Origin of the sequence: Corallococcus sp. EGB (genome assembly GCF_019968905.1) — a bacterium.
Lineage (GTDB): Bacteria > Myxococcota > Myxococcia > Myxococcales > Myxococcaceae > Corallococcus.
Genome location: NZ_CP079946.1, coordinates 1391498 through 1417875 on the forward strand (window position 1 = coordinate 1391498; position 26378 = coordinate 1417875).

General features: G+C 69.0%; 20 protein-coding genes and 1 pseudogene. 12 read left to right on the top strand and 9 right to left on the bottom strand.

Features of this window, described 5'->3' with window-relative positions; translation table 11 throughout:
* Positions 1-109: 109 nt before the first annotated feature.
* Positions 110-1048 (bottom strand): tRNA glutamyl-Q(34) synthetase GluQRS, encoded by a 939-nt coding sequence (gene gluQRS / locus KYK13_RS05745; protein ID WP_255654218.1) that lies wholly within the window; start codon positions 1046-1048, stop codon positions 110-112.
* A gap of 88 nt (positions 1049-1136) precedes the next feature.
* Here gluQRS and KYK13_RS05750 point away from each other — a divergent pair, with 88 nt between their 5' ends.
* Positions 1137-1991 (top strand): metallophosphoesterase, encoded by an 855-nt coding sequence (locus KYK13_RS05750; protein ID WP_223642591.1) that lies wholly within the window; start codon positions 1137-1139, stop codon positions 1989-1991.
* A 33-nt stretch (positions 1992-2024) separates the two neighbouring features.
* The gene (locus tag KYK13_RS05755) at positions 2025-3635 is read left to right on the top strand and encodes an adenylate/guanylate cyclase domain-containing protein (RefSeq protein ID WP_223642592.1); all 1611 of its coding nucleotides are present in this window, start codon (positions 2025-2027) and stop codon (positions 3633-3635) included.
* A gap of 3 nt (positions 3636-3638) precedes the next feature.
* Here the strand turns inward: KYK13_RS05755 and KYK13_RS05760 are convergent, their stop codons facing one another.
* Positions 3639-4025 (bottom strand): hypothetical protein, encoded by a 387-nt coding sequence (locus KYK13_RS05760; protein WP_223642594.1) that lies wholly within the window; start codon positions 4023-4025, stop codon positions 3639-3641.
* A gap of 202 nt (positions 4026-4227) precedes the next feature.
* The gene (gene rlmN, locus KYK13_RS05765) at positions 4228-5304 is read right to left on the bottom strand and encodes a 23S rRNA (adenine(2503)-C(2))-methyltransferase RlmN (protein ID WP_223642596.1); all 1077 of its coding nucleotides are present in this window, start codon (positions 5302-5304) and stop codon (positions 4228-4230) included.
* Between the two features lie 166 nt (positions 5305-5470).
* Here rlmN and KYK13_RS05770 point away from each other — a divergent pair, with 166 nt between their 5' ends.
* Together KYK13_RS05770 and KYK13_RS05775 are read left to right on the top strand one after the other, a co-directional pair.
* Complete coding sequence (locus tag KYK13_RS05770; protein WP_223642598.1) at positions 5471-6958, top strand: glutamate--cysteine ligase; 1488 nt, start codon at positions 5471-5473, stop codon at positions 6956-6958.
* 164 nt (positions 6959-7122) lie between these two features.
* On the top strand, positions 7123-8532 hold the full coding sequence (locus KYK13_RS05775; RefSeq protein WP_223642599.1) for a hypothetical protein: 1410 nt from the start codon (positions 7123-7125) through the stop codon (positions 8530-8532).
* A 247-nt stretch (positions 8533-8779) separates the two neighbouring features.
* Here KYK13_RS05775 and KYK13_RS05780 read toward each other — a convergent pair whose 3' ends face one another.
* The 4 genes from KYK13_RS05780 to hemG form a co-directional block, all read right to left on the bottom strand.
* Positions 8780-11026, bottom strand: a complete 2247-nt coding sequence (locus tag KYK13_RS05780) for a hypothetical protein (protein ID WP_223642600.1) — start codon at positions 11024-11026, stop codon at positions 8780-8782.
* Positions 11027-12056: 1030 nt separating this feature from the next.
* Positions 12057-12830 (bottom strand): LytTR family DNA-binding domain-containing protein, encoded by a 774-nt coding sequence (locus tag KYK13_RS05785; RefSeq protein WP_223642601.1) that lies wholly within the window; start codon positions 12828-12830, stop codon positions 12057-12059.
* Positions 12827-13885, bottom strand: a complete 1059-nt coding sequence (locus KYK13_RS05790; protein ID WP_223642602.1) for a sensor histidine kinase — start codon at positions 13883-13885, stop codon at positions 12827-12829. Before KYK13_RS05790 ends, KYK13_RS05785 begins: the two co-directional genes overlap by 4 nt.
* A gap of 254 nt (positions 13886-14139) precedes the next feature.
* Positions 14140-15543, bottom strand: coding sequence for a protoporphyrinogen oxidase (hemG, locus tag KYK13_RS05795; RefSeq protein ID WP_223642603.1), 1404 nt, complete (start codon positions 15541-15543; stop codon positions 14140-14142).
* 125 nt (positions 15544-15668) lie between these two features.
* Between hemG and KYK13_RS05800 the strand changes: the two genes are divergently transcribed.
* Both KYK13_RS05800 and KYK13_RS05805 read left to right on the top strand, forming a co-directional pair.
* On the top strand, positions 15669-16358 hold the full coding sequence (locus KYK13_RS05800) for an SDR family oxidoreductase (protein ID WP_223642604.1): 690 nt from the start codon (positions 15669-15671) through the stop codon (positions 16356-16358).
* Positions 16359-16507: 149 nt separating this feature from the next.
* Entirely contained in the window at positions 16508-18925 is a 2418-nt protein-coding gene (locus KYK13_RS05805; protein ID WP_223642605.1) for a CapA family protein, read from the top strand.
* A gap of 9 nt (positions 18926-18934) precedes the next feature.
* Here KYK13_RS05805 and pdxH read toward each other — a convergent pair whose 3' ends face one another.
* Positions 18935-19534 (bottom strand): pyridoxamine 5'-phosphate oxidase, encoded by a 600-nt coding sequence (pdxH, locus tag KYK13_RS05810; protein ID WP_223642606.1) that lies wholly within the window; start codon positions 19532-19534, stop codon positions 18935-18937.
* A 71-nt stretch (positions 19535-19605) separates the two neighbouring features.
* Between pdxH and glgA the strand changes: the two genes are divergently transcribed.
* From glgA to KYK13_RS05825, 3 genes are read left to right on the top strand one after another with little or no spacing between them, the layout of a single operon-like run.
* Entirely contained in the window at positions 19606-21039 is a 1434-nt protein-coding gene (gene glgA, locus KYK13_RS05815; RefSeq protein WP_223642608.1) for a glycogen synthase GlgA, read from the top strand.
* A gap of 36 nt (positions 21040-21075) precedes the next feature.
* Complete coding sequence (locus tag KYK13_RS05820) at positions 21076-21993, top strand: serine/threonine-protein kinase (protein WP_223642610.1); 918 nt, start codon at positions 21076-21078, stop codon at positions 21991-21993.
* Positions 21993-22478: an LEA type 2 family protein gene (locus KYK13_RS05825; protein WP_223642612.1), complete on the top strand. Its 486-nt coding sequence runs from the start codon at positions 21993-21995 to the stop codon at positions 22476-22478. The genes KYK13_RS05820 and KYK13_RS05825 overlap by 1 nt, the downstream gene beginning before the upstream one ends.
* A gap of 5 nt (positions 22479-22483) precedes the next feature.
* Here KYK13_RS05825 and KYK13_RS05830 read toward each other — a convergent pair whose 3' ends face one another.
* Entirely contained in the window at positions 22484-23845 is a 1362-nt protein-coding gene (locus KYK13_RS05830; RefSeq protein ID WP_223642613.1) for a hemolysin family protein, read from the bottom strand.
* 55 nt (positions 23846-23900) lie between these two features.
* Between KYK13_RS05830 and KYK13_RS05835 the strand changes: the two genes are divergently transcribed.
* From KYK13_RS05835 to KYK13_RS05845, 3 genes and pseudogenes are all read left to right on the top strand, one after another.
* On the top strand, positions 23901-24704 hold the full coding sequence (locus tag KYK13_RS05835; RefSeq protein WP_223642614.1) for a hypothetical protein: 804 nt from the start codon (positions 23901-23903) through the stop codon (positions 24702-24704).
* A 60-nt stretch (positions 24705-24764) separates the two neighbouring features.
* The gene (locus KYK13_RS05840) at positions 24765-25763 is read left to right on the top strand and encodes a hypothetical protein (RefSeq protein WP_223642615.1); all 999 of its coding nucleotides are present in this window, start codon (positions 24765-24767) and stop codon (positions 25761-25763) included.
* Positions 25764-25912: 149 nt separating this feature from the next.
* Positions 25913-26308: pseudogene (locus tag KYK13_RS05845) on the top strand (DUF1016 N-terminal domain-containing protein); the annotation flags it as partial.
* Positions 26309-26378: the final 70 nt, after the last annotated feature.

Consider the following 26378-nt stretch of genomic DNA (forward strand, 5'->3'; position numbering starts at 1 on the left):
ACAGCCGGGACGGACGTGTCTGGATGAAGGTGTGCACACTGCGCGCCCCCTCTTTCCACTGCCTCACGGTCGCCCCGTGCCGGAGGGTGGGGTGGACGGCAGGGGCGCCTCAGCGCAGGCCGAGCGCGTCGAGGAGCTGTGCCTCGCGCGCCACCACCGGCGCACGCGGAAGCACGTCCGCGCGGTAGCGCGCGACGAGCGCGGGCAGGGTCACCGGGCCGCCGTCACCCAGGCCGCTCCATGCGGCGAGCAGGCCCAGGACGTGCTCGGGAGGCCGGCCGCGCGCCCGCAGCTCCCCGAGCGCGAACGCCCCGTCGCGCTTCGCCAGCCGCTTGCCGTCCTCGCCCATGACCAGCGGCACGTGGAGGAACGCGGGCGCGGGCAGGCCCAGCGCGGCGTAGAGCTGGAGCTGCCGGGGCGTGGAGGGCAACAGGTCGTCCCCGCGCAGCACGTGGGTGATGCCGCTGGCCGCGTCGTCCACGACCACCGCCAGCTGGTAGCTGGCCACGCCGTCGTTGCGGCGCACCACGAAGTCCCCCACCAGCGCCTGCACGTCCTGGGCGTAGGGGCCCATGAGCTCGTCCACGAAGCGCACCTCGCCCTCGCGAGCGCGGAAGCGGTACGCGGGGGCGCGCGTGCGGGCGCGCTCGGAAATCTGCGCGGCGGTGAGGTGCGCGCAGGTGCCCGGGTAGCGCGGGCCCTCGTCGGACAGGCCATGGGGCGCGCTCGCCGCGCGGGCAATCTCCGCGCGCGTGCAGAAGCACGGATAGATGAGCCCCTCGCGCTCCAGCTTCGCCTGGGCCTCGCGGTAGACGCCGTCGCGCTCGCTCTGGATGAGCGGCGGCTCGTCCCAGTCCAGGCCCAGCCAGCGCAGGTCCTCGTAGAGGTCCTGGAGGAACTGGGGGCGGCATCTGGCGCGGTCCAGGTCCTCGATGCGCAGGAGGAACGCGCCGCCCGCGGCCCGTGCCTGGAGCCAGCCCAGGAGCGCGCTTCTCACGTTGCCCAGGTGCATGCGGCCGGTGGGGCTGGGGGCGAAGCGTCCTCGCATCGTGGCGGGAACCATAACGTCCCCGCCCGTGGGGCAGGGAGAGAATGCCCCGTTGCTTCCCACCGTTGCTTGGGGTGTGACTGCCTCCATGCGCTTCCTGCACTGCTCCGACGTCCACATCACCGGGGACTACTTCGCCCTGCCGCTGCACAAGCTGGGCTGGCGCCGCTGGGTGGCGCTCGTCGAGCTGACGGCGGGAGGCCGGGCGAAGGCCTACCGCGACGCGCAGGCCACGCTCTCCACCATCGCCCGCGAGGCGGGCACGCACGGCGTGGACCACTTCATCCTCTCCGGCGACCTCACCGCCTACGCGCTGGAGGGCGAGTTCCGCGCCGCCCGCGCCGCGCTCTCACCCCTGTCCCCGACGCCCGCGCGCTGCACCGTCATCCCCGGCAACCACGACGTCTTCACGCCCGGGGCCGCGCGTGAGGGCCGCTTCGCGAAGCACTTCGGGGACCTGCTCGAAAGCGACCTGCCGGAGTACCGCCGCGAGGGCGCGTTCCCCTTCGTGCGCCTGGTGGGCGGAGGCGCCGCGGTGGTGGGGCTGTGCTCCGCGCGTCCGCTGCCCACGCCCGGCCTGTCCTACGGGACCGTGGGCCCCGCGCAGCTCGAAGGCCTGGCGGCCCTGCTGAAGGACGCCCGGCTGGACGGCCGCGCCATCCTGGTGGTGGTGCATCACGCGCCGCGCAGCGCCGCGAACCACGCGGATGGCTGGCATCACGGCCTGCATGACGCGGACGCGCTCCTGAAGCTCCTGCCCGGCCCGCGCTTCGCGGTGCTCCATGGCCACATCCACCAGCGCTACCACCACCCGGCCACCGCGGACCGGCCCCACCTGTTCGGCGCGGGCTCCTCCACGCAGGCAGGCAAGGAGGGTTACTGGCTCATCGAGGTCCAGGACGGCCTCGTGGTGGGGGGCACCCAGCACGTGCCCGCGTTGTGACAGTTCTCCCGGGCGGCGGTACAAGGGGCGCACATGACCCCAGCGCTCCCGTCCCCACCCGCTGAGTTGTCCCTGGAGGAGTACCGCTTCCTGCGCGAGCTGGGCCGCGTCACGGACGACCTCCTGGAGGAGAGCCTTCGGGAGCGTGAGACGCTCACCCAGTGCTTCCTGCGCTGCTTCCCCACGCTGCTTCAGCGCCTGGGGGCGCGCGCCATCGCCCTCACCACGCGCGACGAGGAGCTGGTGGAGCAGACGTGGAGCGAGGGCGACTGGGGCGGCGTCTTCCCCGGCGGGCTGCTGGCGGGCACCGTGGGGATGAGCGTCCATGACACGGGCACGCTGCTCACGCAGACGCTGGACGTGGCGGGCTCACCGGTGGGCACGCTGGGCGTGCTCTACGCGGGGCCGCCCGGCGACGCGGGCACCACCGCGAAGCGCCTGCGCGCGCTGGACGTGGTCGCGGAGGAGCTGGACACGGTGCTGATGCTGGTCCACACCGCGTCGGAGAAGCACCAGCTCATCCTCCAGTGCAACGAGCACCTGGCCAACCCCGTCTTCGAGGCGGGCATGGACCAGGCGGTGCGCACGCTGACGCAGCGGGTGCGGCTGCCGGGCTTCCTGCTCCTGTACCGCGACGCCGTGCAGCCGCAGGTGCTGCACTACCGCACGTACCGCCATGGGCAGCTGGAGTACGAGAGCGGAGAGCAGCCGGGCGCGCAGCTGGAGGCGCTGCTGCACCAGCACGGCGCGCGGCTCCTGAACGGAGACGCGGGCGCGCTCAAGCGCCTGTTCGACGGGCGCACCACGGAGGCGGTGCTCATCTCCGCGGCCACGCGCAGCGAGCCCCTGGGGAAGATCGTCGTCTGGAGCAACGAGGGCTTCTCCGCGTACGCGATGGACCTCATCCGCGTGCTGGCCTCCACGCTGAGCCAGCGCCTGCTGGACTACAACCGCGAGCGCATCCACCTGTCGCAGTTCTTCCCCACGGACGCCATCGACGCGCTGCTGGAGGACCCGGACTACGCGCGGCACCTGCGCGCGCAGGAGCAGGAGGTGGGCATCCTGTTCGCGGACATCAACGGCTTCACCCGCATCTGCGAGCAGGGCTTCGACAGCGCGCGCAGCATCGGCCGCTTCGTGGACGAGTGGAGCGCGCGCGCCGTGGACTGCATCTGGGCGCACGGCGGCGTCTTCGACAAGATGGTGGGCGACTGCGTCATCGGCTTGTTTGGCCCGCCCTTCTTCCAGACGGACCGCGTGCGCCGCGCGGAGGCCGCCGTGCGCGCGGCGCAGGGCATCCAGGCCTTCACCGCGGAGCTGAGCGGACGTGAAGAGGTGGCCGCGCTGTGCCGGCGGGTGAAGCTGCCGGGGCTGGGCGTGGCGGTGGGCGTGAACCTGGCCACCGCCAACTGCGGCCTCTTCGGGCCCAACCGCAGCTACACCGCGTTCTCCAGCGGCATGAACCAGGCCGCGCGCCTGCAGTCGCTGGCGGGCTTCCGTGAGACGCTGGTGATGGAGAGCGTGCACGAGGCGCTGAAGCAGTCACGGGAGCCCTTCGTGCGCAAGCTCCAGTTCGGCCCCCTCACGGAATCGCCGGTGAAGAACGTGGCGCAGCCGCTGCGCCACTACCGGCTCTTGCCGTAGCCGTCAGGCCAGCAGGTGCGTGCCCGCGTAGCGGCGGGAGAAGTGGATCCACCGGCGCTCGTCCACCTCCACCTGCCACTCGCTGTTGGGCGTCAGCGGCAGGCGCTGCTTGAGGAAGCTCTCCAGGTGGTCCGCCGCCTTGAGCGGCGTGAGCCCCGGCGCGCGGAAGGCGATGTGGAGCGTCACGTCCAGCGATGGCGCCACATCCACCGATGCGCAGATGCGCAGCGGGCCCACGCGCCGCTGGTACTGGGTGTCCTGCGCCGGCCACGTGGCGGAGCCCTCGGGCTGCGGGGGCGCCTGCTCGAGCCAGTTATCGGGGATCAGGATGAAGTCGAGCAGGTTGCTGCTCGCCTCTTCCACCGTGCCGTGCTCCTGGATGGAAAGCATTGCCCACCTCCGCCAGAGAAGCCGTTGGGGTTGCGTGGAAGCCGTCGTAAAGAATGTGCCCACGAGCCCATGCCACGCAAGGGCCCACGAACATCCGCGTCCCGCGCACATCTCGTGACGCGCGCGCATCGGCGCAACGGACACTAGCGCCGCGGGGTGACATGGCAGGTCGGGGGGTGTGCCGCGCGACCCCGCGCGTTGCTCAGGAGGTGACGGGGAGGGAGCGGCGGGGCTTGCGCTCCACGGCGGCCTTGAGCTGGCCGCAGCCCGCGTCAATGTCGATGCCGCGACGCTGGCGCACCGTGCTGGGCACGCCGTGCGACGTGAGCACGTCCTGGAACGCGCGCACCGCGTCAGGGACGCTGGGTCCGCCGTCGTAGCCCACCGTGGGGTTGAGCGGGATGACGTTCACGTGCGCGTCCATCCCGTGAAGCAGTTGCCCCAGGTGGTGCGCGTGCTCCGCGGTGTCGTTGCGGCCGGAGATGAGCGTCCACTCGAAGAAGATGCGGCGCTTGCGCTTCGCCACGTAGTAGCGGCACGCGTCCATCAGCTCCTGCAGCGGCCAGCGGCGGCCCGCGGGCACCAGCGCGGCGCGCTCGGCGTCGGTGGCGCCGTGGAGGCTCACCGCGAGCTGCACCGGGCGCGCCTCGTCCGCGAGCCGGAGGATGCCGGGCACCACGCCCACGGTGGACAGGGTGATGAAGCGCGGCGCCAGCGCCAGCCCCTTGGGGTCCACGAGGATGTCCACCGCGGCCATGGTGTGCTCGTAGTTGTGCAGGGGCTCGCCCATGCCCATGAGCACGATGTTGCGCAGGGCCTCTCCTTGCGCGCGCAGGAGGCGCGTGACGTGGAGCACCTGGCCCACGATTTCGCCCGGCGTCAGGTGGCGAGACAGGCCCATCTGTCCGGTGGCGCAGAAGACGCAGCCCATGGCGCACCCGGCCTGCGTGCTCACGCACACGGTGGCGCGGCCCTTGAAACGCATCAGCACTGTTTCAATGGTCTGCGCGTCGTGCAGGCGCAGGAGCAGCTTGTGGGTGAGCCCGTCGCTGCTGAAGCTCTCATGGTGCGTGGCGAGCGTGCCCAGGTGCGCGCGCTCCTGGAGCGCGGCCTGGAGGTCCGGGCGCAGGCCCGCCATGTCGCCCAGCGCGCTGACGCCGTCGCGGTACAGGCCCGTCCACACGCGCTCACGGTACTGGGGGCTGAAGCCCCAGCCGGCGAGCCGCGCGTCCAGCGCGGGGCGGGGCAGGTCGTAGAGGTTGACGGTGGCGTCCGGCATGACGGGACCTGGGATAACACACCCGAAGCTCGAGCACCCGGGTCCGCCGGCCTGGAGGGCGGACGGGGGAGCGTGGAGGCCTGGCGCCTCCCCTGGAACGTGGCGGCGTCCAGCGGGTGACACCTCGCGTGCGAGCGCGCCGCGCCGTGCCAATCGTGGAGGGCCTATGGGACTGGCCATCCAGCAGGAGGAGTTCACGCCGGAGGAGCACGCGCGGTTCGTGGCGCGGCTCGGGGAGAGCCTGGAGGCGCTGAGGCAGGTGCTCCAGCGTCCCGGCTTTGGCGTGGGGCCCGCGACGATGGGCGCGGAGCTGGAGGTGGCGCTGGTGGACGGCGCGGGCTCGCCGCTGCCGGTGAACCAGCAGGTGCTGGCGAAGGCGAAGGACGACCGGCTCACGCTGGAGCTCAACCGCTTCAACATGGAGATGAACCTGCGCCCCTCGCCGCTGGCGGGGCGGCCGTTCACCGGGCTCCAGGCCCAGCTGGACGAGCTGCTGACAAAGCTGCGGCGCGCGGCGGCGACGGAGGGCGCGCGCGTGGCGCTGGTGGGCATCCTGCCCACGCTGCGGCAGGCGGACCTGGGGAAGAACGCGCTCACGCCGCAGCCGCGCTACCGGGCGCTGTCCGCGGCCATCCGCAAGCGGCGCGCCGGGCCCTTCCAGGTGGCCATCGCGGGTGACGACACGCTCAACCTCGCGTGGGAGGACGTGACGCTGGAGGGGGCGAACACGTCGCTCCAGCTCCACCTGCGCGTGGCGCCCGGGGACTTCGCGCGCGTGTACAACGCCGCGCAGCTGGCCACCGCGCCGGTGCTGGCCGCGAGCGGCAACTCGCCGGTGTTCCTGGGCAAGCGGCTGTGGGAGGAGACGCGCGTGGCGCTCTTCCAGCAGGCCACCGACGACCGCGGCGAGAGCGACGAGGCCGCGCAGCTGCACCCGCGTGTGACGTTCGGACACGGCTGGGTGCGCGAGGGCCTGCACGAGCTGTTCGCGGAGGCCGTGGCGCTCTATCCCACGCTGCTGCCGGTGATGGGGCAGGAGTCCCCGCTGGAGGTGGTGGCCGCGGGCGGCCTGCCGAAGCTGGAGGAGCTGCGGCTGCACCAGGGGACGGTCTGGTCGTGGAACCGGGCCATCTATGACCCGAGCGGGGAGGGCCACGTGCGCATCGAGTTCCGCGCGCTGCCCTCCGGCCCCACGACGGTGGACATGGTGGCCAACGGCGCGTTCCTGCTGGGGCTGACGCTGGGGCTCGCGGAGCGGGTGGACGCGCTGCTCCCGGCGCTGCCCTTCTGGCAGGCGCGGCGCAACTTCAAGCAGGCGGCGCATCACGGCCTGGGCGCGACGCTGCTGTGGCCGGCGGAGACCGCGCCCAGCCCCCGCGTGATGCCGGCGGTGGAGCTGGTGAAGCAGCTGCTGCCGGTGGCGCGGCGCGGGCTGGTGGCGGCCGGGGTGGAGGCCGCGGAGGCGGAAGGGCTGCTGGACATCATCGCGCAGCGCGCGGCGCTCCAGCGCACGGGGGCTCGCTGGCAGCGGGCGGTGCTGGCGCGGCTGGAGGCCCACATGCCCCGTCAGGACGCGCTGGCGGCCATGCTGGAGCGCTACCTGGAGCTGTCGGAGGAGGGGCTGCCGGTGCACACCTGGCCGGTGGAGCGCTGACGTGGCCCGGGGGCCTTGTCGGGACGGGGAGGGCGCGGTGAATAATCGCGGCCCTCCGTGGGTCAGCCTGTGAGGCCACACGCCTCGTGTTGAAGGGTTCCGTTCCCGTGATTGCCTCGCTCCTCTCATCGTTCCGCTCCGGCGCCCGCCGGAGGTCCCTCCTCGTGCCGGCGCTCCTGTGCGCGGGAGTCCTGTCCGGGTGCTCGACCATCCGGGGCAAAGCCAACGACCTGGCGGAGAAGGGCCGCTTCGTCGAGGCGGCCGAGGTCTACGTGAAGCTGTTGCAGGACGAGCCCAACAACCCGGAGTATCGCGCGTCGCTGGAGGACCTGCGCTGGCGCGGCCTGTCGCAGCTGCTCACCCAGGCGCGCCAGGCGCGGGTGGAGGGGCGTGACGAGGACGCGGAGGGCAACCTGGAGCAGTTCCTCGCCTACAAGGTGAAGTGGAACTCCAAGCTGGATGGCGGCATGGAGAGCTCGCTCTTGGAGGAGATGGCGGGCACGCACCAGCACCTGCGCCAGCTCATCATCGAGCCCGCGAGGCGGGGCAACGCGCTGACCGCGGAGTCGCATCTGGTGCGCAAGCGCGCGCTGCTGGCGCATTCGGAGATGGTGCCCATCCGCCGCGACATGGAGGAAGCGGTGGCGCAGGGCGGCGTGGCGACGTGCGCGAAGCTGAAGGAGTCGCTGCCCGGCGGCGCGCAGCACTGGGCGGAGCTGGTGTCGCGCTACTGCGGGCACTACCAGCAGCCAGCGCCCCGCGCGGGCATGTTCCCGGAGGCGCTGGGCGTGCCCACGTGGCAGGTGTCCGTGGATGGCATCAGCAACGACGTGGTGCAGTACCTGACGACGCGGCTGTCGGGCGCGTTCGAGGCCTCGCCCTGGTACTCGGAGGCGTCCCAGCGCCATGCGCCGCTGACCATCTCCGGCAGCCTGAGCGAGCGGCGCATGAGCGAGCCGGTGACGTTGACGGCGCCGTGGACGGAGCGCGTGCCGTACACGGACCATGAGGACCGCACCGCGACGGCGGACGTCCCGTACACGGTGGAGGAGTCCTACGAGGACAAGGGCGTGATGAAGAAGCGCCTCGTCCACCAGACGAAGAAGGTGGAGTACACGACGACGGTGGAGGTGACGAAGTACCGCGACGTGGAGCGCTCGTTCGACTACCACGCGCAGCGCCGGGGCGTGGAGTACCACTTCGCCGTGGTGGCCCAGGGCCTCCTCCAGGAGCGGCACGCGCCGCTGGCGGTGAAGGCGGAGCGGTCCCTGGAGGCCTCCGGCTACGAGCACAACATCACCTTCGAGCCCGGCGGCGTGCGGCCGCAGCGCTTCGAGCGGCCCGACAAGGAGAACTGGCTGGACGGCCAGCTGCGCGGCTACGAGCAGGTCTTCTTCGCCTCGCTCATCGAGCGCTGGCAGGACGCGTACTGCAAGGCGCCCACCTTCGCCGTGGAGGACGCGGCCCGCTGCGCGCGAGGTGGCGTGGAGCTGCCCGGCCCCGCGAAGCAGGCCCTGCGGGATGAGCTGGGCGACGACGCGGCGCTGGTGCACCAGTTGTTCGTCTGGAACTGAGTGCGTAGCACATGCAGGTTGAACGACAGGGTGACCGCAGTGAGCAACCACCCTGTGGCTATGTGGGCGCTCCATTGACTGTGATGATGCGGTCCCGACTGGATTGGTCAGTCTTTGCTGTCAATTGCCTCCCTTGAGGGGGCATTCCCAGATGTTCACCTTCTTCAAGCTCCGCTGTGATACAGCGGAGCATTGGTGCAGGAATATCGCGAGCCGACGCCGCATGGGCCGCTCAAGAATTCTTGAGTTATGCGTGCATGAACTCAAGGAATTGCTTAAAAGAACCTCCACTCTTTGTTAGTGCGTCTTGAATTTCGGATAGGCGGCGTCCAAGCCGAAAACGGCGCTGTTGGCCTCCTCCCTGATATGTGACTTCTTGGAGAATACCTGTCCGGTAGCAGGCAGGTAGAATTTCGTCAAAGAATATGCCGCCCGACTTCCCCATTTTTGCACGAAACACTCCTTCATTGACCTCCGTTGCTCGCAGAAACAGTCGCAACATCCTGGTGATGAGAATGATCTCCTCATCGTCGTCATGCACTTCTGTAGAAGATGTCTGCTGAAGAGGTGCTTGAGGAAATGTGAAGCCAATCCGTTCGAGTTCCTGCTGGATGCGCACTGGGCTGAAAATAGATGTCTCCGCTCCAGTATGGCCTATGACATGAATACGACACGAAACGAGCGTGGTGCCCTTCACAACCAGTCCGATGTCTATATCAAGTCGTTCGAACTCACATTCCGTAAAATGGCAATCTTCGATCTTGGCGTCGCGCAGGGATGAGCCAAGGAATGTGCAGTTTCTGAAGTCAATTTGATTGATGTGCGACTTGATGAAGCTATCTTGAGGAAATGTAGCCCCCTCAAGAGTCAATGGGCCGGTTTTGTTTTGAACCAAGCGCATTGCGAGTGCTCCGAAATTCTCTCTCACGAACGATGCGCGTGTCTCAAGGTTGGTCGTTGTCTGTAGCTTGCCGAGTATTCCGACCCGATCGTTGCTTGCGGCAAGCTGGCCAACACAAGTCTCCACGGCGAGTGCGGGAAGCGTGCCGGCCCGCAGCACTGAGCGAATCTGCGCGTCTGAACCGCTGGATAGGACTTGGGCTAGAGCGCGACCTAGATAGTAGTTCTTGAATTCCTCATGGTCGAACCCGAATGCGAGCTTTGAGGAGTCTGGTTGTGAAAGCAATGCGTGTTGTTTTGTTCTGTCGATAATTTGGCGTGTGGTTGTTAGGTTTTTATTCTTGTTTTCACAGAACACCTCTGCAACTGTTTCGATTAGATCGTGCCGGAGAATGTCTACTTGGTTTTCCCACATCTCCTGGGCAAGCATTGAGAGTAATTCTTCGTGCTCTGGTATGGTCAGGAGAGGACGAGGTGGCTCGCCGCTTCGATCTAGCCATTTTTCTTCAGCTTCTCTTTTGACGATTGTGCGGACGAATTGTGAGAAATATTCGCTTGGGCTGATCTGTTTTAACAACTCGTCGCGCTCTTCAACTGAAGAGGCCACATCCAGAAGTCGGCGTACAAGCACTGCCCTGGTTAATAATGGGTGATCCGCACCCAATGCGACACTCACGTCGTCATAAAGACGGTCGGCGTTGGGGATATTGCGTTCCTGAGCATAAATTAAGAATTTTTGTTTGTCCCATCGGATCAAGTCAAGCCGAGCGAACGAAACCTGCGTTTTTCCCAATGCGTCAAATAGGCGACCTTGTGTTTCGAAACTCCTATACTCGAAATAGGCCTTTCTTGCTGCTACAAGCACAGAGCCTGAGCCTGAGAATGTTTGAAGAAGATTGCCAAGGGCCGAAACTGCCTCGCCAGATGCACTCTCAACAAACATTTCTTCAAAGCCGTCTAGGGCAGGAACAAGTACGCCCATTTTGACTAGCTCGACGAATCCTTCGAAGAACAGACCGGGAAATCGAAGTCTGTTAACTAATGAGGCTACGATTACGTCGTCAAGGCGCAGGAATGAACGCCCACCCAGTGAGACAGGTATTAAAAGCCAGTCTGCCGTTTTGGTTTTGAAGGCGTGGGCTTGTTTGCGTGCGAGTTGACTGATTAAGGTTGTCTTTCCTTCTCCTGCGTCGGAAGTGAGGTAGAGTATGGAACACATTCCCGCAGGGCGTTCAGAAAGCACCTCGGTCGTAACGTCTAGGGCGTTGTCGATTGATTGCGGATTCTGCTCCGGAGCTCGCTCAAGGCGGTCAAGCAGTCGCGCGGATGGTGTGACGAAAAACTGTTCGGGTGGTATTTGAGAGAGGATGCGATCTGCTAGCAGGGGTAGTCTTGCGAGTCTATGTACGATCCATCGCTCTGCCGGTTGTTGGTATTCGTTTTCTTCAATTAGGAGGCGCCCCTCTCGCATAAGCATCTTGCCTGTTATGAGGTCATCGCCGTGTTGAATGGCAATATGTCCTTTGTGAAATTCAATGTCGGACTTCGTGTCTGCGAATGTGGTTGCGATTCGTTTGAACGATTCAATGTCCATTGTTTTTCATCCAGGTTGATTGGTATCCGGCGCCGAGATCGGAATGGTAGTCCGCTTGGCTGGCATTGTCTGGGGAGCGTATGTGCAGTATTGCTGCGCCAAGTTGAATTGCAGTTCGGACTCCAGGCCAAATGTCGTCATCCGAGCAGACCACGATGGTTGGTTCTTTGTCGCCATGTGTGGCCAAATATACTAGGTCTGCGGTGATCATTGAGTCTACGAGTTTTTGTTCCGCTTTGTAGAGTAAGTCTTTTGTTTTGATTGTGCATGTGGTTGCGGGACATCTTCCGCTCTTGATGAGCTTGGCGATTCCTGAGAGCGCGCAACTTGAGTCCATGCAACCAGCTTCAGTGGGTTCCCTGCTTCGTAATGCTTGCGGAGGTTTTTTCTCGCGATATGTATGGAGTAGATGCCTTTTGGGTTCTGCTAGAAGGCTATAGGCTAGTTCGACTTGGACCCTTAGCGGTTGAGGGGCTGTGTCGATGTTAATGGCGTGCGGGAAGTTGGCTGCTACGTCGGCTGCCAGTTGTTGGGCTCGGCGGGTAGGGCCTTGTTCTTCATACCAACCGCCGTAAAGACGAACCTGTACTCGTGTTGTTGTGGAGAGTGTCGGTTTGGCGGCGTCAAATATTGTGTCAACGGCTTTGAGCAGCGGTCCGCTGCGAGTCAAAGGTGCGATGTTGTCGAAGTCGACAAGAATGTGCATTGGGCTGATTTGTCGAGGGGTGAGGGCGCTTTGGGGAGGATGGAATTTTAGTGTTGGCTGTGCGGTGGAGTCTAGGGGGTGTTCTTGCCTTGTGGTGGCGGAGTGATTTGTTGTGTGGTGTAGAGCGCTTTGGCTTTGGCGAAGGGGGCTGTGTTGGGTGGTATTGGCTTTTGGGGGCGGCGGTCGGGTGGGTGATGGTGTTGAATGTAATGGGCGACTTTGCTTGGTTGATGCGCGCTTTTGGTGGTAGTACCCCTTGATTTGGGGGCTGCTGTATGGATGGCCTTGTTTTGCCGAGTATGCCATTCTGTGCCTTGGTTTTCTTCAGCCCTCGTCCTCCGCGCCCTTGCGCAGGCCCAGCATGCGGCGCAGCTCGCGCGCGGACTGGCGGCTCACCTCCACCGCGTGACCTCGCGCCGTGCGCGCCAGGTAGCCACCGGTCTCCAGTGGCTCCAGCCGCGTGACGTGCGCCAGGTTGAGCAGCGCGCGGCGGTGCACCCGGTGGAAGTGCTCGGCGGGCAGCTTGTCCGCCAGCTCGTTGAGCGTGAAGTCGGTGAGGAAGTCGCCCTGCGCGGTGAACACCGTCACCAGCTCGTCCTCCAGCGACGCGTGGGAGATGGCGTCTGGCGACACCAGCACCAGCCCCTGCCGCGTCGGGATGGGCAGCCGCGTCAGCGCCGGCTTCTCCGCCGAGGCCACCGGCGCCGTCACCGGAGCGGGCTTCACCCGCGTGGGCAGCCGCGCCCGCGCGCGCTCCAGCGCCTTCTGCAGCCGCGCCGCCTCCACGGGCTTGAGCACGTAGTCCACCGCGCCGTGCTCGAACGCGTTCACCGCGTGCTCCGCATGGGCGGTGCAGAAGATGACATGCGGCCCTCCCTCCGGCAGCAGCGCCATCGCGTCCAACCCGCTCAGGCCCGGCATGTGGATGTCCAGCAGCACCACGTCCACGCCGCCCGCGCGCACCGCCGCGAGCACCGAGTCGCCGTCCACCGCCTCGCCACAGACGCTCACGTCCGGCAGCGCGGCCAGCAGGCGCGCCAGGCGCCTCCTGGCCAGCAGTTCATCGTCGGCGATGAGGACGCGCAGGGGCTCTCTCACGTGAGGACTCCGGGTTGGGGGCCCTGGCGGGGCAGGGTGACGGTGACACGGGTGCGTCCGTCGGCGCTCTCCAGCGACAGGAGCGCGTGGCCGCCATACGCCAGCGCCAACCGCCGCTCCACCATGGGCAGGCCCACGCTGCCCTCGCGAGGGCCCTTGGACGCGCCCGGGTTGTCGATGGAGACGATGACCGCCCCCCCGCGCGCGACCACGCCCACGCTCAACGGGCCCCGGTGGCCGGCCGCCGGGCCGTGCTTCACCGCGTTCTCCGCCAGCGGCAGCAGCACCAGCGGCGGCACGGGCACGTCCGCCAGGCCGTCCGCCACGTCCACGCGCAGCTGGAACAGGTCCGGGTCGCGCAACAGGTGCAGGTCGAAGAGCGTGCGCATCAGCTCCAGCTCCTGCGACAGCGGCCAGGAGACGCTGCGCACGCCCGCGAGCACCGAGCGGAGCATCGTGGACAGCCGCAGCACGGCGGCCTCGGCGACCGCGCCGTCCTCGCGGCACCACTCCGCGATGGCGTTGAGCGTGTTGAAGAGGAAGTGCGGATCCAGGTGGCTGCGCAGCGCCAGCAGCTGCGCCTGCTCCGCCTCCCAGGCGAAGCGGGTGGCGCGGGCCCGCTCGCGGGCCAGCGTCTCCTCGAAGCCGATGTCCCGCCCCAGCCCCCAGCCCGCGACGAGGAACAGGCCGCCGCAGATGGCCAGGTTGTATGGCTCCGACAGGAACGTGGGCTGCATCTGCGTGACGCGCGGCAGGGCGTAGCCCACGGACAGCACCACGCCGCTGCCCACCGCCGCATAGAGAAGCAGGCGGATGCCCCCGTGGCTCAGGTCCAGCCCTTCCGGGAACAGCACCCGGTACGACACGGGCGCCACCGCGACGCACAGGAGGCACAGCAGGAGCCCGAGCCAGAACGCGCGCGGATCCAGGCTCCAGCGCACCTGCGCAGCGAGCAGCGGCAAGGACACCAGGACGATGGGGACCAACCGCCACGGCGCGACGAGCGCGCGCAGCGTGGCGCGAACGATGGAGCCTTCCGACGACGTCTCCGGCATGCGGAAGGCGGATGCTACACCGCCCCGCGTCCTACCGCTGGGGGACGGTCGCGGGGACGAACTCCAGGACGAACGTCCCGGCGAGGACCGCGGGGAAGAAGAGGACAGCAAGCATGGACAAGAGCGGCGAGCGCAGTGAGAACATGAGGGGCGCCTCCAGTGTCCGTGAAACATGCCCACGCACTCTGGCAGCGACCTGGTGCCCTTGCTGGGAGGGTTGCCCCGGCCGTCGAGGGGCCGGGGTGAGCGGTCGCTCAGGTGCTCCGGGTGGCTTGTCCCGCTGGCCCTCCCAACATGTCCGCCAGCCGCGCCGCCTCCCGGATGCAGTCGTTGACGCCCACGCCCCGGTACGCGTTGCCGGCGAGGTGCAGGCCGGGCCAGCGCTTCAGCCGCTCCTCCATCGCGGCCAGGCGCTCCAGGTGACCCACGGTGTATTGCGGAATCCCGCGCGGCCAGCGGATGACCTCCGTCAGCTCCGGCGTCGCGGTGAGGCCGGCCATCGACTTCAGCTCCTCGCGCGCCAGCGCCACCAGCGCGTCCTCGTCCCGCGCGACGACCTCCGGCTTGCGCGCGCCACCCATCAGGCACGTGAGCAGCACGCGCCCGCCCTCCACGCGGAAGGGGAACGTGGTGGAGACGTGGATGGTGCCCAGCACCGCCTTGCCCTCCACCGCCGGCACCAGGAACCCGAACCCGTCCGGCTTCGGCACCGTCCCCGGCGCGAAGCCCAGGTGCACCACGGCGATGGGCGCGTACGGGATGGCGTCCGCCTTCGCCGCCAGCTCCGAGTCCAGCGGCCGCACGAGTGAAGCCGCCACGGGCGCGGGCACCGCCAGCACCACGTGCGACGCGCTCAGCTCCGCGGGCTGCCCCCGCTCCTGGAAGCGCACCCGCCAGCCGCCGTCCGCCGAGCGCTCCAGCCCCTCCACCTTCGCGTCCGTGCGCACGCTGTCGCCCAGCGCCTTCGCCAGCGCGTCCACCAGCACGCCCAGGCCCCCGTCGAACGTGCTCATCTGCCCGGTGAGCCGGGGGCCGGCCTCCGCCGCGCCCGGGGTCTTCGCCTGGCGCGCCGCGCGCTGCGCACGGATGGCGCCCAGGATGAGGCTGCGGTGCTCGCGCTCGAACTTCACCAGCTGCGGGAAGGTCGCCTCCACGCTGAGCTGCTCCACGTCACCCGCGTAGGTGCCGGTCTGCATCGCGTCCAGCAGCACCTGCGTCGCCTCACGTCCCAGGTGGCGCCGCCCCAACTGCGCCAGGGACTCGTCCGCACCCGTGGGGTTGCGCCCGCTGAGCAGCTCCGCCACCACCCGCAGGCGGGAGGCGAGGGGGAGGATGTCGGATTTCAGGAACGCCGGTGGCGACGTGGGCAGGGCTCGCAGCGCGCCGCGCGTGAAGACGTAGCGGTTTTTTGCCGCCGCATCCGCCGGACGGATGCGAGCTGACACTCCGAGCGCCTCCGCCAGTTCACGCATCGTGGGCTCCCGGTCCAGGAAACTGTTGGGCCCCGCCTCCATCACGTAGCCCCCACGTGCATGGGTCTGCACGTTTCCACCCACGCGTGACGTCGACTCCAGCACCACGGCATCAGTACCGCTGGCCCGCAATCGATAGGCCAAGGCGAGCCCGGTGATTCCTCCTCCAATGACCGCGACCGTCATGTCATCCGACTCCTGCCTGTGTCGTGGGCGACTCCCACCCTTGTCCTGGGGTGAGCAAGTCTGGGCGCCATAGTGCGAAGGCAAGAGCTTTGCCAAGGAGCGCCTCTGGGCGCGTTAATAAAGGCATGCGCTATGTCATCACGGGAGCAAGCCGTGGCATTGGTTTCGAGTTCGTGCAGCAGTTGCTGCGGCGGGGAGAAACCGTGGATGCGGGTGTGCGGGCTCCGGAGCTGGCGCGCCGGCTGGAGCCGCTGCTGCTGGAGGCAGGCACCCGCCTGCGGATCCACACGCTGGACGTCACCCGCGCGGACAGCGTGCGTGCGTTCGCGGAGCGCATCTGCCGCGAGCCGGTGGACGTGCTCATCAACAACGCGGGCGTGGCCGGCCAGTGGGCGGGGCTGCATGAGCTGGACTACGAGGACCTGGCGCGCACCCTGGAGGTGAACGCGCTCGGGCCGCTGCGCATCACCTCCGCGCTGCTGCCCGCGCTGCGCCAGGGGATGGGGCGGAAGGTGGCGAACGTCACCTCGCGCATGGGGTCGCTCTCCAGCAACACGGAGGGCGGCGCGTACGCCTACCGCATGTCCAAGGCCGCGCTGAACATGGGCGTGCGCTCCATGTCCAACGACCTGCGCCGCGAGGGCCTCGCGTTCGTGCTGCTGCATCCGGGTTGGGTGCAGACGGACATGGGCGGCCAGGACGCGCCGCTGCCACCGGAGGAGTCCGTGCGCGGGATGTTGCAGGTCATCGACAGCATCTCGCTGGAGCACTCCGGCCGTTTCTTCGACTACGAGGGCGCCGAGGTGCCCTGGTAGTGCTCCTCGGGGACAGGGTCACTGTCCTCGGATGAACACCCGCCTGCTCCTGGGAGCAGGCAGGCAGCCCCGGGGTGTGAGGCCCGTGCTGGCGCCTGCCTGCCTTCATCCCCATCTCGTCGCGGGGACGTGCGCGGGGGAGGGGTGGAATGGCGTGGCGGCGGTGGGGGCCCACGGCGTGGGTGGCGGCGTGTCTCGTGGCGTGTGGTCCGGGCGCGTCCACGCCGAAGCAGGGCGCAGTGACGCCGGACGACGTTCCGGTGACGCCCGTGACGCCGCCGGCCCCTCCACCCGAAGAGCAAACGTCTCCGCCGCCCGGGCCCCCACCGGACGAGGCTCCGCCTCCCGACGAGACGGCGGAGGAGCCGCCCCCGCAAGAGGAGGTGCCACCGGTGCTGACGGCCTGCGCGCCGGAGCCCGCGGCGGACGCCTCCGTGCCCGAGTCCGAGCGCGCGGCCCGCCACGACTACGCCTGCACCGGCATCGCGCTGGAGGGCTCACTGGTCTCGACGGTAGGCAGGCCGGTAGCGAATGCCGTGGTGAAGGTGGGGGACGCTCAGGCGCGCACGGATGCGAGCGGCCACTTCCGCTTCCCCGTGTTGCCCCGGCACAACCGGCTGCTCACGGTGGAGGCGGAGGGCTTCCGTCCGGCGGTGGTCGCGGTGGAGCTGCGCAAGAGCCTCACGGAGACGCGCGTGACGCTGCCGCCGGTGCGCCTGTCGCCGAAGGACGGCGTGCGGATGCTCTTCGCGGGTGACGTGTCGCTGGGCCGGCGCTTCCTGGATCCAGACGACGCCACGCCGCGCAACCAGCTTCCCCGGGACAACCCTGCGGCGCTCATCCGCGTGTCGGAGCCGCTGCCGGGCACGAAGGCTGTCTTCGCGCACGTGCGGCCCTACTTCCAGGCGGCGGACTTCCGCGCCGTGAACCTGGAGACGCCGGTGACGGACCACCCGGCGACGCCGCATGACGAGAAGGCCTATGCGTTCTTCACGCTGCCCGGCTCGCTGCCCGCGCTGCCATGGCTGGGCGTGGACTACGTGAGCCTGGGCAACAACCACGTCTACGACTACCTGGCGCCGGGGCTGGCGGACACGCTCTCGCACGTGGCCGCGACGGGGATGGCCTACAGCGGCGCGGGGCAGAACGAGAACGAGGCCTTCGTACCGGCGCAGGTGTCGCTCTCGGGGGCGAACTACAGCCTCGTGTCCATGTGCTCCATCACCGGCAGCGCGCACGAACAGCAGTACGTCGCGGGCCCGAACCAGGGCGGCGCGGCGGACGCGCGGAACATGGCGCGGGTGTCCGCGCTGCTGGGCGCGGAGAAGGCACAGGGGCGCGTGCCGGTGGCGGTGCTGCACACCGGCGTCGAGTACAGCGTCCGGCCCTCCACCCCGACGGCGCAGCGGATGCGCGACCTGGTGGACGCGGGCGCGGGGCTCGTCATCGCGCACCACCCGCACATCCCGCAGGGCTTCGCGCGCCACGAAGGCGTGCTGATGGCGCAGTCGCTGGGCAACTTCGCCTTCGACCAGGACCGCATGGAGACGATGGTGGGCCTGATGGCGGAGGTGGAGGCCACGGGCGCGCGCGTGGACCGCGCCCGCGCGGTGCCCGTCTACATCGAGGACTACCGCCCCCGGCCCGTCGCGGGCGACCTGGCGGACAGCTTCCTGCGCAACCTGGCGGAGCTGTCCCGCGAGGGCGCCGTGGAGCTGGTGCCCCAGTCCTCCTGGGGCGAATTGCTCCCTGAAGACAGACACGCGTCCGTGAGCGAGCGCACCGTGGACGTGCCGGTGACGGTGGATGGAAGCGGCCGCGCCACGGTGGACCTGCGGCCCCTGCGCCACGAAGGGGAGTCCGTGGCGGTGGCGACGCTCACGGGCGCGGACGTGACGGGCGTGAAGCTCAAGGCCGGGCGCGACGTGCTGTTGCACGGCGACTTCGAGGACCACGACGTGGACGACGACGCCAACGAGGCGGCCCGCTGGAGCGTGGGCCCGAACGCCGGCTACGTGTGCCAGGACGGGCCGCACCGGGGCGCCGCGGCGCTCTGTCAGCGGAGAGCGGCCAGCGACTCACGCGGCGCGGCGGTGAAGCTGGTCAACCGCTTCCGTCCGCCGGGCTTCGCGGAAGGGCCGCCCAACCGCGACCTCACGGCGGTGGCGTGGCTGAAGGGGCAGGGCGGCGGTGCGTTCTTTGCGAAGGTGCAGTACCTGCCCGTGGAGTCGTACACCCTCTTCGGCGAGCAGACGCTGCTGCGCCACGACGGCGGCACCTACGACTGGACGCTGGTGGCGGAGGACCTGCACTTCCCCGCGGATCCGCTGAAGCCGGACCTGTGGAACGCGCCCTGGGCGCTGGACCTGACGCTCAACACCGCGCCCCCGAAGTCCGGCGAGGGCGTGACGGCGGTGGACGACCTGGCGCTGGTGGCCTGGGAGAAGCAGGCCACGGGCGGCACGCTCACGCAGCAGACGCCGCACGCGCGGGACTTCGTGCGCGTGGAGGCCAAGGCGGGCACGTACACGCTGCGCGTCACCTTCCGCGAGCACCGCGTGCCCTGAGCCCCTGCTTCACGGGAAGAGCAGCTGCGTCTTCCAGCCCGCGCCGTCACGCAGGTACACGTTGCGCTCGTGCAACCGGCTGGGGCGCGCGTGCCAGAACTCGATGCGGTCCGGCACCACGCGGAAGCCGCTCCAGTGCGGCGGGCGCTCCACCGCGCGCCCCTGGAAGCGCGCCTCCACCTCCGCCACGCGCTGTGCCAGGAGCTCTCGCGAGGGCAGCTCCTCGCTCTGGAGGCTGGCCCACGCGCCAATCTGGCTGCCGCGCGCGCGGCTCTGGAAGTACGCGTCGGCTTCCGCGTCGCTCACCTGTTCCACGCGGCCCTCGATGCGCACCTGCTGCTCCAGGGGCTGCCAGAAGAAGCACAGCGCCGCGTACGGGTGCGCCCGGAGCTGCTGCCCCTTGCGGCTGTGGAAGTTGGTGAAGAAGACGAAGCCGCGCGCATCGAAGTCCTTGAGCAGGACCACGCGCGAGCTGGGGCGGCCCTGGTCGTCCACGGAGGCCACCACCATGGCGTTGGGGTCCACGGGGATTGCGGCCTTCGCCTGGGCGAAGAGGTCCGCGAAGCGCTGGATGGGGTCGGGAGGGATCGTCGTCACGCGGCGCACCATAGGAAACCGCGCCTCCCCGCGCACGTTCGCGGTTGACTCCCTGTCGGGACTCGCACGCAATGGCAGGTCTCATGAAGATCCTCTTCATCGCCTCGGAGGTCACCCCCTTCTCGAAGACGGGGGGACTGGGCGACGTGGCCGGGGCCCTGCCCACGGCGCTGGCCGGGCTGGGACACGACGTGAAGATCGTCACGCCCCGCTACCAGGACGTGCGCAATACCGGACAGCTGCTGCCCACGGGACAGTCCCTGGTGCTGCGCTTCCCCTTCGGTGAGACGGGCGGCCCCATCCTGTCCGCGCGCCTCTCCGAACGGCTGGAGGTCCTCTTCCTGGAGAACGAGGCCTTCTACGGCGGCCGCAAGGGGTTCTATGGCACCGCGGGCGGTGAGTTCGCGGACAACCCCCGCCGCTTCGCCTACCTGTGCGTGGGCGCGCTCCAGGCCGCGCAGCGCCTGCGCTTCTTCCCGGACATCATCCACCTGCACGACTGGCAGACGGGCCTGGTCCCCGTGGCCCTGCGCCGCGGCTTCCAGGGCACGCCGCTCGCCCGCGCGAAGTGCGTCTTCACCATCCACAACCTGGCCTACCAGGGGCAGTTCCCCAAGCACACCATGGAGGACCTGGGGCTGCCGTGGGACCTCTTCACGCCGGAGGGCGTGGAGTTCTACGACCACGTCAACTTCCTCAAGGCGGGGCTCGTCTACTCCGAGGCGCTCACCACCGTGTCGCCCACGTACGCGCGTGAAATCCAGACGCCGGAGCAGGGCTACGGGCTGGATGGCCTGCTGCGCCGCCGCTCGCACGCGCTCACCGGCATCATCAACGGCATCGACGCGCACGAGTGGAACCCCCGGACGGACTTCTTCCTGCCGGCGCGCTACGACCCGGAGGACATGACGGGCAAGGCCGTATGCAAGCGCGCGCTGCTGGAGCGCTTCGGCCTGCCCACGGAGGGCAACGCGCCGGTGTTCGGCATCGTCAGCCGGCTGGCGTGGCAGAAGGGCGTGGACCTGCTCCTGGAGACGCTGCCCTCGGCGCTCCAGGCGGACCTGAGGTTCGTGGCGGTGGGCAACGGCGACCCCGCGCTGGAGGAGGGGCTGCGGGCGTTGCAGGCGCGCTATCCGAAACAGGTGGGCGTGCACATCGGGTTCAACCCGGAATTGTCACATCTGGTGGAGGCCGGGTCGGACTTCTTCCTCATGCCCAGCCGCTACGAGCCATGTGGGTTGAACCAGATGTATTCACTGCGCTACGGCACGGTGCCCATCGTCCGGGCCACGGGCGGGCTGGTGGACACGGTGGAGGGCGGGCTGGACGGCAACGGCATCCTCTTCGAGGCCTTCCACCGCTCGGCGCTCCTGGCGGCCATCCGCCGGGCGCTCTCCCTGTACGCGGACCCCGGGCGGCTGGGGGACTTCCGGGTGCGGGGCATGGGGAAGGACTTCTCCTGGACCGCGTCCGCCCGGAAATACGAAGCCCTCTTCCGCTCCCTGGTGGATGAATAGTGGGGCCCCTGGTGGATCCGCGCTAAAGTTGCGGCCGTGGCGGAAGCTCCGGACCTGGGTGGCTATGAAGTGGTCGGCCGGCTGGCGGTCGGTGGCATGGCCGAGGTGTATCAGGCGCGTGCCCGTGAGACGACCCAGCGTTCCCCGGGCGAGCCCGAGGAAGTGGTCATCAAGCGGCTGCACCCGTCCTTCCGCAACGACCCCGCGTATGTGAAGGCCTTCGTCGACGAGGCGAAGCTGACGGTGCGCCTGCGCAACGCGCACATCGTGCGGACGTTCCGGCTGTTCCGCGCCGGGCCGGACTACCTCATGGTGCAGGAGCTCGTGAGCGGCCGGACGCTGGGCTACATGCAGGAGCTGTTGATCAAGGCCGGCGCCGCGATGCCTCCGGAGTCCGCCTGTTACATCGCGTGGTGCGTGCTCAAGGCGCTGGACTACATCCACCGCGCCAAGGTGGGGGAGAACGGCGCCACCATCGTCCACCGCGACGTGAACCCCGCCAACGTGCTGCTGGGCGTCCAGGGCGACGTGAAGCTCACCGACTTCGGCGTGGCGGAGGTGGAGGGGATGATGCGCGGCGACTCCGGCGCGCTGCGCGGCACGCTGCCGTACATGAGCCCGGAGCAGGTGCTGGGGCAGGCGGTGGACGCGCGCACGGACCTGTACGCGGTGGGGGTCATCCTCTGGGAGTTGTGGGCGGGCCGCCGCCTCTTCAACGGCGACAACGAGGCGCAGCTGATGCACCAGGTGCGCGACGCGCGCGTGCCGCTGCTGTCCTCGCTGGCGCCGGACCTGCCGGACTACGCGGCGCGGGTGGCGCGCAAGGCGCTGTTCGCGGACCGGGCCCGCCGCTTCCAGACCGCGGCGGAGTTCATCAAGGCGCTGGAGGTGCTGGCGCGCCGCGCGGGCTGGCCCCTGACGGTGGAGGCGCTGCAGCCTCTGCTGGGCGGCTGATGCGCTCGCGGCGGGCGGTGCTCGGGCTGGGCTTGTCGCTGGGCCTGACCGGCTGCCTGGGCGCGGTGCCCTTCCGCCCGCGCGCCTACGACGAGGCGGTGCGGGTGGAGGCGGTGGACGTGACGTTCACGCGGGAGGGCTCCGGGGCGCTCACGCTGAAGCTCCAGGTGAAGAACCCGTCCTCGGACGCGGCCACGCTCGTCCGCGTGGACTTCGACCTGCGCGTGGACGGGCGGCGCCTGGCCACCGGTGAGCAGGTGCTGGGCGTGCCCGTGGATGGCGACGGCGAAGTTCCCCTGGAGGTCCGCTTCCCGCTGGCCGTGGCGCGCGGCGGTGGCCGTCCGGAGGGCGGCTCGCACGGGGTGCGGGTGCAGGGGGGCGTGGTGCTGCGCTTCGGAGGCTCCGAGCGGCGCGCGCCCTTCCAGGACGCGCGCTCGCTGGACATCGCGTGGCTGCCGGGCGGGGAGTCCAGCCCGGCGCCCTGAAGGCCTCAGCCCTTCGCGTCTGGAGCCGAGCCGGAGTCGGCGGTGGGGCGCGGCGGGCCTGCCTGGCCATCCCCGGCGCCGGGGGCGGTGCTCTTGAGGCGGGACATCCGCACGCGGTCGATGCGGGCGCCCTCCTTGGTTGCCACGACGAACTGCCAGCCGTTGTAGGTGAAGCGCTCGCCCACGTCCGGCAGGTGGCCCGCGAGCGAGGACAGGTAGCCGCCCAGCGTGTCGAAGTCGCCCTCCGGCAGCGGGAAGCCGAAGAGCTTGGTGAACTGATCCACCTCCATGGCGGCGTCCACCAGCGAGCTGCCGTCGGCCAGCTTCTCGACGAGCTTCTCCTCCACCTCGAACTCGTCGCCGATGTCGCCCACGATTTCGCGGAGGATGTCCTCCAGGGTGACGACGCCCATGAAGCCGCCGTACTCGTCGACGACCATGGCCATGTGGATCTTCCGCTTCTGCATGTCGCGCAAGAGGTCGCCCACGGGCTTCATCCACGGCACGAAGTGGGCGGGGCGGATGATGTCCTGCAGGACGATGAGCTCCGGGTGCTGGAGCAGCGGGATGAGGTCGCGCGCGTGCAGCACGCCGACGATGTGGTCCACGTCATCCTTGTAGACGGGGATGCGCGAGTGGTTCTCCTCCGCCAGGATGCGCAGCACCTCGTCCGGCGGCGTGGTGACGTCCACGGAGACGACGTCCGTGCGGTTGACCATCACGTCGCGGCAGCGCTTGTCGGACAGCTCGAAGATGGAGCGGATGAGCTGCGGGGCGCTCTTGTCCACCTCGTTGCGCGCGGCCTGCGCGGCGAGCAGCTTCTCCAGCTCCTCCAGGGGCGGAGGGGGCGGCTCGAAGCGCAGGGTCCGGCCCATGGTGCGGGCGCCCAGGTTGAGCAGGCCCAGCATCAGGCGCATGGGCGGGTAGAGCACGGCCACCAGCAGGGACACGAGCCCCGACAGACGCAGGGCCCAGCGCTCCGGGTTGCCGTTGGCCAGACCGCGCAGCGTCACCTCGATGAGGCTGGCGAGCACGCCCACGAAGAGGGCCCCCGCGCACACCGTGGCGATGGGCACCCAGGCGGCCTCGGCGTATTGGCTGAAGTCCAGGAGGCGCGGCGGGACGAAGGCGCCAATGGCGGCGGCGAGGAAGCCGGACAGCACCATGCCCAGGCGCAGGGCGGTGGCGGCGGGTTCACGGTCCGTCTTGTGACGGAGCACCCGGCGGGCGGCGACGCTCCTGCTCTCTTCCGCGAGCTCCTGGGCGCGCAGTTCGGACGTCCCGTAGAGCGCGGACTCCGCGGCGGCGACCAGGGACCTCATGAAGCAGAGGGCCAGGCAGGCGACCCAGAGGGTCCAGGTAGGCATAGGGGAAGGTTCTTAACCCGTGCTAGAGGGGCATACCACCCTGGCGGGAGGCACCATGCGGGGACGTCGGATGTACGTCATTGGCGGACTGCTGGGTGCGCTCTCGGCGCCCTCGTCGGCCTGGGCCTGGCCGGTGGACCAGGCGCTGACGCTGGAGCCCGGCAGGGAGACCTTCCAGAAGCTCACCGCGGTGGACTGGGCGGAGTCCGACGCGCCCAACGTGGTGACGGCGGAGGCGCTGTCCCAGAGCGGCGAGCTCCTGCTGACGCCCCACACCGAGGGCATCGCGCGGGTGCTGCTGTACGCGGAGGGGCGCTTCGCGGTGTGGCGGGTGATGGTGGGCCCCATCGAGCTGCAGAACACCGCCGCCCAGCTCGCGGCGGCGAAGAAGGCGTGTCCGGACCTGAAGGCCACGGAGGGCGTGGAGCGGAGCCTGACGGCGACGGTGAACGACAACGCGTGCCGGCTGGCGCTGCGCGCGTTCTTCAAGACGCACGCGTACCTGGCGAAGGAGCTGGACCTGACGTTCGCGGTGCCGCAGCTGCAGGCGCAGCTGGAGGACTTCGCGGCGGGGATGCCGCCGGGGCTGACGGTGCGCTACAGCGGCGCGGGGCTGGTGCTGTCCGGGAAGACGGACCGCGAGGGGCACCGCAAGGCGCTGTGGGAGCTGTTCAACCGCGCGGTGGGCCGCGTGCCGCTGGAGGACCGCACGGAGGTGGAGGCGCCACAGCCGAAGCCGGCCGACGCCGCGACGCAGGAGGCGCTGGATGCCACGGTGTCGGACGTGCCAGTGGACGCCGGGGTGCCGCCGGCGCCGCCGCCGGTGAAGCGCAAGGCGGCTCCGAAGAAGCCGCGCTGAGCTTGGGGCACGCCGGAGGGCATCCGCTTGCGGTATGACCGTGGGTGGAGGTCCGACGGAATGACGAACGGAGTGAAGCGCGCGGGGTTCGCGCTGGTGTTGGCGCTGACGGTGGGGCCGGGGGCCGCGTGGGCGCAGGTGGATGACGGCTCGGCGGTGGTGATTGACATGCCGGAGCCGGACCGGGGCTGCCCGGCGAAGCCGGAGTTCCTGCCGATGACGCCCATGGGGCAGGTGGGCATCGACCGGCTGGGGTGGCTGGTGCACCAGGCCATCATCCCGTCCTCGAAGGACAAGTTCTTCCAGGCGGGGGCGCGAAGCCGCTCCGGGGTGAAGCCGGTGCCCATGGACCAGGCGAAGAAGCTGGGCGCGCTGGACACCACGAAGGCGCCCATCTGGGTGTTCGGCAAGGAGAAGTCGAAGGCCTGCAAGGGCACGCCCATCGCGTACTGGGCGGTGCGGATGGGCACGGATGAAGACCGCCAGACGTACCTGATGGCGGAGCTGGCGACGGAGTGCGAGGTGCTGCCGCCCGGGCGGCTCGCGGGCACGCCCATCGCGCTCCGGCAGAAGGAGGAGCCCACGGGCTGCGTGCTGCGCCGGCCCAACCGGAGCCTGACGGGCAAGGAGACGGACGGCATTCCGCCGGACTACGCGGAGCACATCCCGCCGCAGGACTGCGCGTCGCCGGAGTGCGCGCGGCTGTGGGAGTACTTCGGCGTGACGGGCGACGAGGGCGAGGGCGCGTTCGATTTGACGGTGTCCTATCTGCACAAGAACGGCAGCAACCCGTGCAACTGGACCTCGGAAGACCTGTCCATGTTGTTCGTGCGCACGCCGCAGGGCACGGCGCTGACGCCGCTCAAGCCGGGAGGGCAGCTCTTCGGGGGCCTCTGGGACTTCAGCGGCCCGCGCTACATCCTGAGCCGGGAGATGGGCGTGCTCTACGCGTACGACTACCAGAAGCTGAAGGCCGCGCCGAAGGCCGTGCGCTACGGGAGTCCGACGGAAGAGGACCTCATCCACGCGAAGCGCTCGCTGTCTCCGTGCAGGAAGTAGCCGCGCTCAGGCTGTGAAGCCAAGGCCCCTGTCCTCGGATGAAGAAGTCCTCCGCGAAGAAGCGCCTCACGCGCACGAAGTCCGCCGCGACCAAGGCGACGGCGCTCGCCGTGCCTCGAGCAAAGCGGGCGATCGTCGACGGCGGAGACATGCGGTTCGCCGAAATCATCGCGCTCATCGAGGCGGCCCGACGACGCGCGCACCAGGCGGTGAACACGGAGCTGGTGGCCCACTACTGGGAGCTGGGCGAGTACATCAGCCGGAAGATCGCCACCGCCGAGTGGGGCGACAGCATCGTCTAGGAGCTCGCCGCCGATCTCGCGAGGCGCTACCCGGGTGTCCGGGGCTACACGCGCCCGAACCTCTTTCGGATGCGCCAGTTCTACGAGGCATACCGGTCGAACTGAAAAGTCTCACCGCTGGTGAGACAATTGCCGTGGACGCATCACCTCATCATCCTCAGTCAGGCCAGGCCCGTCGAGACACGCGAGTTCTACATCCTCGCCGCCATCAAGGAGCGCTGGCCCAAGCGGGAGCTCGAACGGCAGATCCGAACGGGCGCCGTCCTTCGCGAGGCGCGTTCCACGAAGAAAGTCTCGCCAACGGCGAGACAAA